Genomic DNA, 13762 nt, shown 5'->3' on the forward strand with positions numbered 1-13762 from the left:
CCCCTTGTAAAGGGGAGGGAACTAGATTTTCTGTTTCCCCCCAATCCATCGGGGGGACTAAGGGGGTAATTTCGACTTGTGTGTACAACCCGACCGCAGCTTACTAAGGGGGCTAAGGAGGGGCAATCATGTGTAGCAATCATTTGGTGAAATGGTATTACAACTATAAAATTGCGGGCGAGGACGCCCGCACCACAAGAAATTTCACCAGAAATTTTGGGATATTTTTTATTTGGAAGTTCTCTTCTTTTTAAAGCTTTGTACGATCTGTCAAAATCTCATAGCCTGTCTCTGTGACCAATACGGTATGCTCGAACTGAGCCGATAAAGAATTGTCAACTGTAACTGCTGTCCAACGATCTGATAATATCCGTGTAAACTTAGACCCAGCATTCAAAATTGGCTCAATTGCCAGTGTCATTCCAGCACGTAATTTAACATTTGGCATATCACGAGTGCGGAAATTAAAAACGGAAGGTTCTTCGTGTAAATTACGACCAACACCGTGTCCGGTAAAATCTTCTACCACGTAAAACTTATTAGCTTTGACGTGATCTTCAATTGCTCCTGCAATATCCATGAGGTAGTTTCCGGCTTTGACTTGTTCGATACCTTTATACAGGGCTTCTTCAGCAACACGAATCAAACGAGCAGCTTCTGGAGTGACCTCACCAACTGCAATTGTAATGCAAGAATCGCCATGAAAACCTTGATAATATGCGCCTGTATCTACTTTTAAAACGTCTCCAGCACGAATAACTTTTTTTGCACTAGGTATGCCGTGTACAACTTCATTATTGATACTGGAACAAATAGAACCTTTAAAACCATGGTATCCTTTGAAGCTAGGCGTTGCACCCATTTCACGGATGCGTTTTTCGGCATGAGCATCTAAGTCGGCTGTGGTCATCCCTGGCTTGACCAACTCGGAAATTTCTTTTAGCACGGTTGCCACTATTTTTGCGGACTCCCGCATAATTTCTATTTCACGCGGGGATTTAATTTCAATTCCCCGACGCTGTTTTTTTTCTGTTTGACGGTTGCTCTGAGCTGGTTGAGAAAGCAGGTGACTGAGAATGTTCATGAGTGTCTTTTTTTGCGCCTAGTGCCAACGTGTCAATGATTCTTCTATCTATTGAGAAACATTACTTATATTTCTAAGTTAGCTTATTTTCCACTCTCAATGCTCGGCAAATATCGCAATCTCGCCGATCTTTCCTGCTTCCGTATGTCCCGGTATGGAACAGCGCAAACTATATATTCCTGGTTTTAACGGTACAAAAAACTATTCTGCTTCCGCTTTTGGTTTCAGTTCGAGTTCGCGAATTGTCGGGTTTTGCCTTTTTTTCCTCCCCTGCAACCCCTACTAAATACATAGTAGGTAGGGCTATGCCACACAACAAAATGGTGGGCAGTGCCCACCCTACTGGTCACTGGTCACTGGTCACTGGTCACTGGTCACTGAACTGACGGTCCCGCCGTCACTACAATAATTTTATCTGGATACAGTAGCTCGCGAGCGGCTTGATTCACTTGCTCGATTGAGACTGCTTGAATTTTTGCTGTGAAAGAGCGCAACTCTTCTTTATCCAACCCATACACCTCGTTCATCAAAATTCTATTGACTAATTCCTCTGGATTTGCTAGAGAAACAACGTAATTGCCAATCAAATTACGTTTAGCTGTCTCAATTTCCTCAGTCGTAACGCCTTGTTGATGAATTTGTTGTAGCAGTTCGCGGGTTCTGGCAATTGCTTGTCGGGTATCTTCAGGGCTGGTTTGCATTTCAATTAAAAATGTTCCAGAATTTTTCCCTGCTAAAAAGTTACTATAAATTCCGTAGGTTAATCCTTCGCGATCGCGTACTTCTGACCCCAAGCGACTTGATAAGGTATCGCCTCCCAAAATCTGATTTAACACCAAAGCAGAGTAGAATCGAGGATCTTTACGGTTAATCCCTTGATTCCCCATGTAAGTGATAGCTTGAGCTTTACCGGGAAGAATTGGGTTAATGCTAATAACTTTTTCTGGAAGGGATACTTTTGGGTACTGTAATTCTGGTGGTTGACCGATACTATGCCAATCCCCGAACTCTTTTTTAATTAGTGCTTCTACTTCAGCGACAGGAAAATTCCCTAAGAGTGCGAGAACTGTGGTGTCCGGGCGGTAGTGTTTTTCCTTAAATTCAACAACATCTTGACGTTTAAGGAGACGCAAACTTTTTTCTGTGGGAAATTTGTGTAATGGGTGTTTTTCTGGGTACACAGATTGAACAAATGTTCTTTCTGCTACTTCTGAAGGATCGTCTAATTCTTGCTTCAGGGCAATTAATGCTTGTTTGCGAGTGAGTTCCAACTCTTTGCTTGGAAAAGTTGCATTTTTGACAGTATCCGCCAAAGTATGTACTAAAACTGGCAAATCGGATGCCACAGCACTCCCTTCAAGCCGCACACCTTCACGAAATGTCTCAAACTCCAAACTCGCTCCTCTGTCCTCTAAAACTTTGGCTAAAGTCAAAGCATCTTTTGTTTTAGTTCCATTCACTAAATTCTCTGCTACAAGAGATGCAAGCCCTGCTTTGTTATCGGGATCGAATTCTTTGCCTGCTTTAATGTAACCACTTAAGGTGACTGTAGGCGAACTGGGGTCGGGAAAAAGTAATACCCGCAAACCATTAGGCAATGTGAATTGTTCTGGTAACACTTCAGAAACAGTCGTCTCGGAAATTTTTTCTTCCGAATCAATAAATGGTAAGTATTTTTCTACTTCTTCCTTTGTTGCTGATGATTCTGACGAAAAGTTTTCAGCGACAAGAGTAGAATGTTGCTGACTCGCTTTGTCTTTTCTTTTTCCTTTGGCTTGAGTTGGTTCAAAAAATCCCGCTACACTGGCTTCTGGTTGGAGATATTTTTTAGCAACGCGCTGTACATCTGCCGTCGTCACCTGACGCACGGCTGTTAAATAACGTTCCGTATACTGATAATCGCCCGCAGTTGTCTCATCATTACCGAGTTGCATCCCTTGACTAGTAATATCTCGGTTACCAAGAATGAGAGAGGCTTCCAACTGAACTTTAGCGCGGTTAACTTCAACTGATGTGACTCCTTTCTTTATCAGTTTAGCGATCGCACTTTTGAGCAAAGAATCAATTTGTTTCAAGTCTTGCTTTGGCGAAGCTGTCACTGATAATTCATACCAGCCTCCTGCTAGCAAACTAATAACAGATGCTGAAACATCATTTGCCAACCCCGAATCCACCAATCCTTGATAGAGACGTGCATTGCGTCCACCCGTCAAAACATAGTCCATGACATCAAGTGCGGGAACATCTGGATGATTGACATCAGGTAATGGATAGACGGCGTGTAGTAGTGCTGCCGATCCTGGTTCTTTGAGAACGAGGGGAGTGGCGATGGGGGATTGGCGATTGGCGATGGGGGATTGGGGAAGGTAGGGGCCCCCTTTGGGGATAAGGGGCAGGTGGGGTTCCCTCTGGCGATAAGGGGCAATGGGGATTGAGGGATTTTGGTTTTTGGGTTGGGGGGTGCTAGGTATTTTCCCAAATATTTCTTTAACTAAATTTAATGTTGGTTCGGTTTGAAAATCACCAACAATGACTAGCACGGCATTATCTGGACTATAGAAGTTTTGATAGTACTTTTGTACCTGCTTGGTTTGAAACTTTTCCACATCATCCTTAGTACCACCGACTGATAACCCATAGGGATGGTTGGGAAACACAGCCTGCATAACTGCACGGCTTAATCTATACTCTGGTTCGTTTTCGTATCCTTGAAGTTCAGAAATAACAATCCGCTTTTCGCTTGCTAGTTGCTTGTCATCAATGACAGAATTTTGCATTCTGTCTGCTTCTAGTACTAATAAAGCTTTTAGTTTATCGCGTTCCGCTGTGTTATAGTACGCCGTTTGGTCGTGGCTTGTGAAAGCATTGGAGTCACTGCCTAAAGCACTGAATAATTTACCAAATTGAATGGGGCGGTTCTTTGTCCCTCTAAAGAGCATATGCTCCAATTGGTGAGCTATGCCATTCAATCCGAATTCTTCATTTCGCGATCCCACTTTGTACCAAACTTGTACTGTTACGACAGGGTTAGAATGGACTTCTTTTGTTAAGACAGTCAGTCCATTTTGCAACAACGTCTTTTGGACATTTTCTGTCACTGACGAAGATAATGTTTCTCTAGAAATGGTTTTGGGTGTACTTACCAATGTATTTTTTTGTATCAATTGGCTGTAGGCTGAATCGTTACCGAGTAAAAGCACTGTAATTAAAACACTCAATAGTAAGATCTGAAAACGATACCGATAAGATTTTGGCAACACACTCATATATTCTATTAATATATCTGTAACTTTGATTACAGATTTGTAGACTATATTTTAATTTCTCTAACCATGTTGTTGCTCTAACAACACAGTAGAGAGTTAAATATTCTACTGGCAAAAAATAGGAAGTTCAACTAGGTGAGTGTGGATAAAATACGAATAAATTCTAAAGGTAAACCATCCGTATCCGCAATAAAAGTAACTTCATAAATACGATTCCCAATTTGTTGTTGTGTTGGTTCTAACAAAACTTTAAGTGGTTGTAACAGTTCCGAGTTATTTTGCGCCCCGATAATAAAACGTTCTTTTAAATCTGTTAGCCAACTGGGTAAATCTGGTGCGATATCAGTAACATCAAAAGATAAGTGATAATACCCGACATAGTGTTCGTCTTCAAAAGCATCTGGGGCTGGTTTGGGTTGGGGTATTTGAATCAGTTCGATTCTCCCCCCTAGCCCTTCCATCCAACAAGCTAAGGTATAACCAGTAGTGAAGCGTTCGCAAACTGTAAACCCAAGTTGTTCGTAGAATGCGATCGCTCTATGAATATTCGCGGTACGAATAGAAGCGTGGTGCATTATTTAATGAGTGGTTAGTGGTTAGTAGTTAGTGGTGAGTCCAGTCCTGAAGGCGGGTTTCCCGCCGCAGGGAACTGGCGAACCCGGAGGGTTAGTTGTTTTGACTACTATCAACTAACCACTAACTACTAACCATTATTCAAACAATCGGAAATAAGGATAGCGGACTGGGACACCGGGTTCTTTTTCCAAGTCAAAATTGATAACTTCCCAACAGGGTTCCTCTGACTTTTCAGGGCTAAACTCTACTGGTAAACCATAAAGTCGAGCCGATGTTGTTTCCGATTGTCCGGAACGCCAGGGGGTACTACGTTCTAAGTAGCCACTCATCAATTCTTGATAGCGTCTAGCAATGATGACCCTTGTTGCTCGGTAGCCTTGGGTATATAGCTTGTCTAGTGCTTCATGAATTTCAAACCGAATGCCATCGGGATGTGTATGTTGCCGATACCATTCACCATTCCACCTACGCCAGTGACGCCCTGACTGTAAATGGATTAACTCTCCATTTTTGGGATTTGCTTCAAAAGCGCCGTGCCGGGGACATAAATAAGTATCTGTAAGTGTCAAAGCCGGGATTGTTTGACGGCAGTGGGGACACTGTATTTCGGGGCCAAATATGGGGTACTGCAAGCCTAGGTTCATCATGAAGTGCTCAAAAACATATACTTGTATTTACCTATAACGTTGTTTTTTTTTACACTTCCGCTCTACCTCATTTGGGTATCGATCGGGGAAAGGCAGAGGGCCGAGGGCAGAAGGCAGAAGGCAGAGTAAGCATTAGAGGTAATAAATAATACCTTTGGGTCTGCTTTTCCTCTGCCAAAGGAGTTTAAAACCCCATCGTCTACACGGTATCTTTGATTAGTTTGAGTTTGAATCCTCATACATTCCTTCTGCCTTCTGCCTCCTGCCTTCTGCCTTCTTCTTATCTTATGTTCTACAACCGTGATATTCTAAAATTTTGCAACCTACTTTAAGGTTGGAGTTCCTTCAGATCGCCTGAGTACCCTAATTAATATTCTATCGTGTCTACAGCATTCCATTGGTCTAGTCCCGATCTTTCTCAAGCGGCTTTTGTAGCTGCTAATGCAGTCGTCATAGGTTCGGTCACAGTAGGAGCGGATGCGAGCATTTGGTATGGAGCAGTGATTAGAGGAGATGTAGAACGCATAGAAATTGGTGAATGTACCAATATTCAGGATGGAGTGGTATTGCATGGCGATCCTGGTAAACCAACAATCTTAGAAGATCGCGTTACCGTGGGGCATCGTGCTGTAATACACTCAGCATACATCGAACGTGGTAGTTTAATTGGCATTGGCGCGATCGTTCTAGATGGAGTGCGCGTAGGTACAGGCAGTATTATTGGAGCGGGTGCTGTCGTTACAAAGGATGTACCACCTTTGTCTCTTGTACTTGGTGTTCCTGGCAAAGTGGTACGTCAAATATCTGGATCTGAAGCAGCCGATTTGCTCGAACACGCCGAACGTTACAAAAAGTTAGCTTTGGAGCATGCTGGGAAATTGTAAATATTTTTTACAAAACATTTGAGAAAAGTTGACCACTTCAGATAAAAATAAAAATGAGAGCAGTTGATAAAACTTTAATTTCTACTTAAAAGAGGATTAGATATGGATCTTGATTTTCGTGTAGTCATTGTTTTAGCGCCAATCGTGGTTGCTGCTAGCTGGGCTGTGTTCAACATTGGTGCAGCGGCTTTAAGACAATTGCAAAGCTTTTTAAATAGGGAAGCTTAAAGGTAGATTCTTGAATTAAACATGGTTACTCCGACTGTTTTTCTGAACGAGAACAGTCGGTTTTCAGCGTGTCTGAATCTGATGCCTGAATTTACCTCCCTTAATCCCCCCTTAGAAGGGGGGGAAACTAGATTCCGGTTCCCTCCCCAATCCATCGGGGAGGGCTAGGGTGGGGTAAAACTGAGACTAAAACTTTCCTTTGAGAAAATGGTGCTTGCAGTTACTTCAAGCTAGATCTTCAATCCCCAATCGCCAATCGCCAATCGCCAATCGCCAAAACAAACTCTTGTGGATATTGACTCTCTCTTAAAACCCTTTCATCACTTTGGAGTCCGTCTCGGATTGGATTCCGTTTTTAAGCTGCTAGCAAATTTGGGCAATCCCCATCATCAAGTACCAATCGTTCACGTAACTGGTACAAATGGGAAAGGTTCGGTTTGTGCTTACCTTTCTTCCATTTTGACTGAGGCGGGCTATCGCACGGGACGTTTTATCTCACCCCATTTGGTTCATTGGACGGAACGCATTTGCCTAAACGAACAACCAATTTCTGCTGAAGAATTTTGCCATTTGTTATCCGAAGTGATAGAGGTAATCGATCCAGAAGAGCAATCTCCAACTCAGTTTGAGGTAATTACTGCTGCTGCTTGGTTGTATTTCGCAAGGCAAAAGGTGGATTTGGCGGTGATAGAGGTGGGACTTGGAGGGCGCTTGGATGCAACCAACGTCTGCTCGAACCCTCTTGTAACTATTATTACTTCTATCAGTCGCGACCATTGGCAAAAACTCGGTCCCAATCTCACCGATATTGCCCGCGAAAAAGCGGGTATTTTTAAACCGGGATGCCCTGCTGTTATCGGTGTTTTGCCACCAGATGCAGAAGAAGTTGTGCGATCGCGTGCTTTAGAGTTAGGATGTCCAATTATTGCACCTCAGCCAGCACGTCAAGTTTCCCCCGGATGGGCTGAATGGGAAATTGGGCAAGGGGCAAAGGATTATTTCTTACAATCCCCAACACCCAATCCCCAATCGCCATTACCCAATCGCCAATCCATCAAATATCCGTTAGTGTTGCAGGGGCAGATTCAGTTAATAAACTCTGCTGTAGCACTAGCGGCTGTGGAAGTTTTGCAAGAACAAGGTTGGAAAATTTCTGAGGAAGCCATTATCAATGGGATGGCAAAAACCAAGTGGTTGGGAAGACTTCAATGGACGAAGTGGAAAAATCATCAATTATTGTTAGACGGTGCTCATAATGTTGGTGGTGCTCAAGCTTTGCGCGATTATGTTGATGGATTGGCGATTGAGGACTGGGGACTGAGGATTGGGAACTGGGGACTGGGAACTGGAGATTGGGAAATTCCAAACTTCGATACTCAATCTACAATCCAAAATCTAAAATCTGAAATTCAAGTTGATTGGATTGTGGGAATGTTGGCAAAAAAAGACCACGCTGATATTTTCAAAATTTTACTCCGACCAGGCGATCGCGTGTTTCTTGTTCCAGTACCAGATGCGATTACAGCCCGTCCTAACGAATTAGCGAAGATTGCTTGGGATGTTTGCCCGGAGTTGTCAGACTGCAGTACTTATCCTGATTTATCTTCAGCCTTAGAAGCAACTTTTGCTTCATCAAAAGGTAATCTAGTGATTTTGTGTGGTTCGCTATATCTTGTTGGTCATTTTTTAGCAACGAGCAGTGAGCTGTGAGCGATCAGTTTTAGAGGATGTTTGAAAAGTCATGATTGATGTATTAAATATTTTTTACCCCTCCCTAACCCTCCCCGATGTATTGGGGAGGGAACCGGATTTTTCTTGTTTCCCCCCAATACATCGGGGGGATGAAGGGGGGTAATAATGCGATTAAAATCACAACTAATCACTTTTCAAACAACCTCTAGAGCAGACTTTAGAGCTAAAATGTCAATAGCTTATAAAGAATGTTTAGAAACTAAATACTGGCTTTATTTATTGAAAGATACAAGATACATTACTCCAAAAGCCTTTGACAGTCTTTATAAAGATGCTGAAGAAATTAGCACAATGCTCTGGAGTATACTCAAAACCAGTAAACCAGATGACCACTGGTCACTGGTCACTGGTCACTGGTCACTGGTCACTGATTATTCCACTCACTTGCTGCATCTTCAACAGCTTTATCGACTGTTTTCTCGCCTAGCATTGCTGCTTGTAAGTTTTCGTAAATAGTCTTTTGCAAACGTTTTATATCTTTTAATCTCGGAGTTAAAACGTCAGCTTGTTGCAACTCTTGAGCGCTAATTACTCTTGCTTTATCTAACGTTGAGGCGTTAGTTGGTACATCTTTAAAGTAACTATCAGAAAGTGATTTGACTGTCGAAGGCAGAACTCCTGCTGCTTTGGCAAAGGTAAGTTGGTTGTTGTCGTTGGTAAGATATAGGGCAAATTTGAGGGCAGCGTCAGGTTGTTTGCTGTCTCTAGGTATCACAACGTTCATGACGGCAACATTTTTTTTGCCTGTTTCACCAGTAACTTGGGGGGCTGTTGCAGAAACTTTGGCTATGGTAGGTGCGTTTTTACCAACTGTCTCTAGAAACTCTCCGCCTGAAAAGAGTAATGCTGTTTCTCCTGCTTGATACAAGTCTATGGCGTGGCGGTGTCCTTGTGTGAGGACTTCTCTGGGTAGTAGCCCTTTTTTGTATAAGTCTACCCAGTATTGGAATGCTGCTTTGCCTTGTGGAGAGTTAAAGGCTGCTTTTCCTTCAGCATCGACTAAGGTGACTCCCATTTGGACTAAAGATTCTAGAACTTCACCAGAATCTTGAGGCACGAATGTTGTAAAGAAGGCGTATTTACCTGTTTTTTCTTTAACTTGTTGCGCTACCTGTGCTAATTCAGTGTAGGTAACGGGTGTTTTAGTAATACCTGCCTGTTTTAATAAATCGGTGTTATAAATGGTTAACCGCGTGGTGAGATACCAGGGAATACCAAAACTCTTTCCATTGAGGGTACTGGCTTTCCAAATGTTTGGTAAGTAGGAGGAACGAACAGAAGAAGGAACTTTGGCATCTAAATCTAACCAGGCATTGCGTCCTGCTAGTTGAGAGGCAAAGTCTGGGTTTAAGTTAACAACATCGGGTGGCGTTTTTGCGGAGACAGCTGTTAATATCTTGTTTTCCATTGCAGTCCAAGGGACATCAATCCAGGTAACTTTTGTACCAGGGTTTTGTGACTCGAAGGATGTTATGAGGCTTTTGAAGTAGTCGGTGAATTGAGGTTGGAGTTGCATTGTCCAAAACTCAACCTTTGCTGCTGCTGATGATGCTTGTTTTGTGTTTGTGCTGATATTTGCTGTACCACAACTAACAATCCAACTGGTTAATAAACCGAATAGTAACCAAATAGTAAATTTTTTGAATTTGTGAATTTGAATCATTTTACGTTTGTCCTTTGTTCTTAGTCATTTGTCATTTGTCATTAGAGAATGTCTCTTGAAGTATCAAATTCTATGCACGATCCCCCCTAGCCCCCCTTTTTAAGGGGGGAAATACTCTGAAAGTCCCCCTTTTTAAGGGGGATTTAGGGGGATCTGCAAAACTGTAATACATCACTAAAAACTTGTTAGACGTCCTCTTAGTATGGAACAAAAGATAATGGACAAATGACTAAGGGCATTTCTACACTTTTAGGTAATATAACGGGGGGAGAAACAGGGATCTTCATATTAATCTTTTTATATTATTCATTTTTTTACTGAGTGCTCCGGTGGTAAACCTGTGGTTAAACAACTTAATAATCTATTTAATAAATCTAAGGGTGGAGTGGGCATCGAAATTGCACCGCAACGGGTCAATTTAGCTCAAATCCGCAAGCAAGGTCAAGGTGTGAAGTTAGAAAATTTAATATCAGTACCTGTTCCTGAAGGTGTGGTGGTAGATGGTCAAATTACTGACCCGCCAACAATGGCGCAATTGATTCAGCAGGTATTGGCAAATAGTAAGATTAAGGCTTCGCGTGTTGCGACTTCTGTACCGGGACGCGATTCTATCGTGCGTCTGATTCCCGTTCCTGCTGAGTTGGATGATAAAGAACTCCGGGAGATGGTTCTGAATCACGAAGCTGGTTTGTATTTACCTTATCCTCGTGAGGAGGCTGATGTAGATTATCAGAAACTTGGGTATTTTGTAGATGACGACGGAATTGAAAAGGTTCAGGTGCTTTTGGTTGCGACTCGCAAGGAAGTGACTGATACCTATATTAGTACGTTTGAACAGGCAGGATTGCAAATCGATGTTTTGGAGATTAACAGTTTTGCTCTGATTCGGACAATCCGCGACCAACTCCGACAATATGGTCCGCAAGAAGCAGCCGTGCTTGTGGATATAGAGTTTGATAGCACGGAAATTGCGATCGTTGTGAACGGTGTGCCACAATTTTCTCGAACTGTACCTATCGGGACTTATCAAATGCAGCTTGCTTTATCAAAAGCAATGAATTTACCTGTCTCGCGAGATATGGAGTTGTTGCAAGGAATGTCTATTCCTTCTACGCCTGTAGATGGTGGGAAGACTGGGGTGACTGAGATTAATCCAGGTATGGCGGCGGTTATTAGGGTGTTGGGAGAACTGACGGATGAGTTGCGTCGTTCTATCGATTTTTATCTCAATCAAAGTGAAAATCTGGAGGTGGCTCAGATTTTACTGGCTGGACCGGGTGGCGGGCTAGGTCAGCTTGATGAGTTCTTTACACAACGATTGAGTTTACCTACAACTCAAATCGATCCGGTGGGCGCGTTGTCTTTACAAGTTGATGAGGAAAAATACCCAACTTCTGAACGTCCTGGTTTGGGGATTGTGCTTGGTTTGGGAATGAGAGAGGTGTAAAGGATTGGCGATTGGGGATTGGCGATTGGGGATTGGCGATTGGGGATTGGGGATTGGCGATTGGGCATTGTACTTAGCAATACAGCAGCGTTTTAGTTAAATACTTAAGGAAAGGGTGTGATGGAATGTATAGTTTAGATATTAATTTTCTGAAAGACCGCCCAGCTTATAATAAAACTTCTGAAAAGAAGCCACGAGGTAAGATTTCTCTCCCAGCTGGAGATTTAACTCCTCTTTATATAGGGGTGGGTGCGGGTTTGGCTTTACCTATTCTTATAGGAACGAGTTGGTGGATCTTGGAGTCTAAAAATGCGGAGTTGGGACAAGCTATTGTACAACTCGAACAAGAGAAACAATCTCTTGAGGGACAAATAGGTAGTATTAATAAGATTAAGGAAGAAACTAACAAAATTAAGCAGGAAACTCAGGCTTTGGTTACGGTTTTTGACCAGATACGCCCTTGGTCTGCTATGTTACAGGATTTGCGCGATCGCATTCCTAAAACAGTACAAATTGAAACTATTAAACAAATAGCACCATCCGCACCAGTGGCAGGACAGCCAGCCCCAAACCCTGCTGGAGGTATAGAAATTGTAGGCGTTGCGCGTTCTTTCAATCAAGTTAATGATTTTATGCTGACTTTACAGCAGTCTCGGTTTTTAAAGGGGACTGAGACAAGAATTACGACAGCAGAGTTAATCGATGCACCAGTACCAGCTGGGGTAACGCTTCCACAAGGTTTTAAACCACCTCAAATAGTTAGATACACGATTCAATCGAGTATGAGTGATGTTCCGGCTTCCGAATTAATGCGGGAATTAGAGCAAAAAGGCACAGTAGGACTGGTTTCTCGAATTCGCAATCTGCAAAAAACAGGAGTCCTTCAAAAATGACGGTGAGTGAAGATATAAGTTTTGAACAGGGTGGAGATTTTGGTGCAGCCTCAGCACCTAGCTACCCCGTTGTTTTTGGAATTTCCCTGACACCAAAAGTCAGTGGAATTATTGTAGGGTGTTTGGGAATTGCTGGTGCAGCCTTCATGGCAATGAATATGCTGATGCCATCTTGGGATATGTTTCAGCAGCAGCAAACCAAACAGACGGAATTGCAAACAGATATCGAGCAAAAGAAAGTTGCTATTAAACAAATTGGTAAGATTCAAGAAGAGCAGAATCAAGCAAAAGTGCAACAAGTCCAGGTAATGGGTTTGTTTGCTAATGAGAAAACCTTAGATACATTGCTGCTAGATTTAAATCGATTAGTTGAGTCTGGTAACAGTCAAATTCCTTTTGGTGCAGTGAGAGCAAAACTCAAGAAATATGCGCCTACTGGCGAAAAAGCAGAACCGATTACTGATGGAACTTTTGGTCCTCTTGTGGATGGAAAGTTAAAACGTCGGAGCATCAATATTGAAATTATTGGAACTTACGAACAAACACAATCCATTCTTCGCAATATAGAACGGTTACAGCCTTTGTTGTTGGTGAAAGACTATCAAGCAGCATTGGCACCTGAAACTGCTGATGAACCAGGTAAAAAAGTACGTCGGATCGGTCCTAAAGCCATCAGTACTAATTTCCAGATACAGGCATTGATGCCTATGACTCCACAAGATACAGTGACCAGTAAGCAGTGACCAGTGACCAGTAGGGTGGGCATTGCCCACCAACATTGAATGGTGAGCAATGCTTAACCATATCGCCCTCACATTGGAAATATGGACGGCAGGCGCTTCAACGGGGGGAACCCCCGCAACGCGCTGCCTCGGCTATACAAACGAAGCCCGCCTACGCGGGCTAATTAAATGTTGGTGAATATTGGGTAAATAAACACATCAAGATCCTCCTTAAAAAGGGGGACTTTCAAGATTTTCCCCCCTTTTTAAGGCTACGGTGTACACAGAAGTCTGAAATAGTTCACAAACGGAGGTTTGACCTTATTTACCCCACCCTAGCCCTCCCCTTGGCAAGGGGAGGGAACTAGATTTTGCGTTTCCCCCCTTTATAAGGGGGGATTAAGGGGGGTAAATATAACTTGTGTACACCGTAGCCTTTTTAAGGGGGGCTAGGGGGGATCGAAAATGAAGGTACTTTAAGAGACTTGTGTGTACACCGTAGCCTTTTTAAGGGGGGCTAGGGGGGATCTTGATACAATGGTAGACTTTACAAACATCTTCCAATCCCCAATTCTTCAGTAATTCTACGGCACAAATTCA

General features: G+C 42.8%; 12 protein-coding genes and 1 pseudogene. 7 read left to right on the top strand and 6 right to left on the bottom strand.

Annotated features, from left to right (window positions below):
* Positions 1-250: 250 nt before the first annotated feature.
* The 5 genes and pseudogenes from map to ACKTT2_RS08075 all read right to left on the bottom strand — a co-directional run bounded on the left by map (position 251) and on the right by ACKTT2_RS08075 (position 5570).
* Positions 251-1084 (bottom strand): type I methionyl aminopeptidase, encoded by an 834-nt coding sequence (map, locus tag ACKTT2_RS08055; RefSeq protein ID WP_407885469.1) that lies wholly within the window; start codon positions 1082-1084, stop codon positions 251-253.
* Between the two features lie 96 nt (positions 1085-1180).
* Positions 1181-1327, bottom strand: a pseudogene (locus ACKTT2_RS08060) (cupredoxin domain-containing protein); the annotation flags it as partial.
* A 131-nt stretch (positions 1328-1458) separates the two neighbouring features.
* Complete coding sequence (locus ACKTT2_RS08065; RefSeq protein ID WP_407885471.1) at positions 1459-4350, bottom strand: M16 family metallopeptidase; 2892 nt, start codon at positions 4348-4350, stop codon at positions 1459-1461.
* A gap of 131 nt (positions 4351-4481) precedes the next feature.
* Positions 4482-4925 carry a VOC family protein gene (locus tag ACKTT2_RS08070; RefSeq protein ID WP_407885473.1) on the bottom strand — a complete coding sequence of 148 codons (444 nt, stop codon included), beginning with the start codon at positions 4923-4925 and terminating at the stop codon, positions 4482-4484.
* 135 nt (positions 4926-5060) lie between these two features.
* Complete coding sequence (locus ACKTT2_RS08075) at positions 5061-5570, bottom strand: TIGR02652 family protein (protein WP_500691375.1); 510 nt, start codon at positions 5568-5570, stop codon at positions 5061-5063.
* A gap of 383 nt (positions 5571-5953) precedes the next feature.
* Here ACKTT2_RS08075 and ACKTT2_RS08080 point away from each other — a divergent pair, with 383 nt between their 5' ends.
* The 4 genes from ACKTT2_RS08080 to ACKTT2_RS08095 all read left to right on the top strand — a co-directional run bounded on the left by ACKTT2_RS08080 (position 5954) and on the right by ACKTT2_RS08095 (position 8893).
* The gene (locus ACKTT2_RS08080; RefSeq protein WP_407885477.1) at positions 5954-6457 is read left to right on the top strand and encodes a gamma carbonic anhydrase family protein; all 504 of its coding nucleotides are present in this window, start codon (positions 5954-5956) and stop codon (positions 6455-6457) included.
* A gap of 102 nt (positions 6458-6559) precedes the next feature.
* Positions 6560-6685 (top strand): photosystem II protein Y, encoded by a 126-nt coding sequence (locus ACKTT2_RS08085; RefSeq protein ID WP_407885479.1) that lies wholly within the window; start codon positions 6560-6562, stop codon positions 6683-6685.
* A 288-nt stretch (positions 6686-6973) separates the two neighbouring features.
* The gene (locus ACKTT2_RS08090) at positions 6974-8395 is read left to right on the top strand and encodes a bifunctional folylpolyglutamate synthase/dihydrofolate synthase (protein ID WP_407885481.1); all 1422 of its coding nucleotides are present in this window, start codon (positions 6974-6976) and stop codon (positions 8393-8395) included.
* Between the two features lie 210 nt (positions 8396-8605).
* Positions 8606-8893 (top strand): four helix bundle protein, encoded by a 288-nt coding sequence (locus ACKTT2_RS08095; protein WP_407885515.1) that lies wholly within the window; start codon positions 8606-8608, stop codon positions 8891-8893.
* Here ACKTT2_RS08095 and ACKTT2_RS08100 read toward each other — a convergent pair.
* Positions 8802-10100, bottom strand: a complete 1299-nt coding sequence (locus ACKTT2_RS08100) for an ABC transporter substrate-binding protein (RefSeq protein ID WP_407885483.1) — start codon at positions 10098-10100, stop codon at positions 8802-8804. The genes ACKTT2_RS08095 and ACKTT2_RS08100 overlap by 92 nt on opposite strands.
* Before the next feature lie 340 nt (positions 10101-10440).
* Between ACKTT2_RS08100 and pilM the strand changes: the two genes are divergently transcribed.
* The 3 genes from pilM (at position 10441) to ACKTT2_RS08115 (ending at position 13183) form a co-directional block, all read left to right on the top strand.
* Positions 10441-11547, top strand: coding sequence for a type IV pilus assembly protein PilM (pilM, locus tag ACKTT2_RS08105; protein WP_407885485.1), 1107 nt, complete (start codon positions 10441-10443; stop codon positions 11545-11547).
* A gap of 125 nt (positions 11548-11672) precedes the next feature.
* Entirely contained in the window at positions 11673-12440 is a 768-nt protein-coding gene (locus ACKTT2_RS08110) for a PilN domain-containing protein (protein ID WP_407885487.1), read from the top strand.
* On the top strand, positions 12437-13183 hold the full coding sequence (locus ACKTT2_RS08115) for a pilus assembly protein PilO (RefSeq protein WP_407885489.1): 747 nt from the start codon (positions 12437-12439) through the stop codon (positions 13181-13183). The genes ACKTT2_RS08110 and ACKTT2_RS08115 overlap by 4 nt, the downstream gene beginning before the upstream one ends.
* Positions 13184-13762 lie beyond the last annotated feature (579 nt).

Origin of the sequence: Scytonema hankhaensis NUACC26 (genome assembly GCF_045865695.1) — a bacterium.
Classification (GTDB): Bacteria; Cyanobacteriota; Cyanobacteriia; order Cyanobacteriales; family Nostocaceae; genus Scytonema.

Coding starts and splice junctions, on each gene's coding strand:
- ACKTT2_RS08100 (WP_407885483.1), bottom strand. CDS start 10,100: ATGATTCAAATTCACAAATTCAAAAAATTTACTATTTGGTTACTATTC.
- ACKTT2_RS08115 (WP_407885489.1), top strand. CDS start 12,437: ATGACGGTGAGTGAAGATATAAGTTTTGAACAGGGTGGAGATTTTGGT.
- ACKTT2_RS08095 (WP_407885515.1), top strand. CDS start 8,606: ATGTCAATAGCTTATAAAGAATGTTTAGAAACTAAATACTGGCTTTAT.
- map (WP_407885469.1), bottom strand. CDS start 1,084: ATGAACATTCTCAGTCACCTGCTTTCTCAACCAGCTCAGAGCAACCGT.
- ACKTT2_RS08070 (WP_407885473.1), bottom strand. CDS start 4,925: ATGCACCACGCTTCTATTCGTACCGCGAATATTCATAGAGCGATCGCA.
- ACKTT2_RS08110 (WP_407885487.1), top strand. CDS start 11,673: ATGTATAGTTTAGATATTAATTTTCTGAAAGACCGCCCAGCTTATAAT.
- ACKTT2_RS08085 (WP_407885479.1), top strand. CDS start 6,560: ATGGATCTTGATTTTCGTGTAGTCATTGTTTTAGCGCCAATCGTGGTT.
- ACKTT2_RS08075 (WP_500691375.1), bottom strand. CDS start 5,570: ATGAACCTAGGCTTGCAGTACCCCATATTTGGCCCCGAAATACAGTGT.
- ACKTT2_RS08065 (WP_407885471.1), bottom strand. CDS start 4,350: ATGAGTGTGTTGCCAAAATCTTATCGGTATCGTTTTCAGATCTTACTA.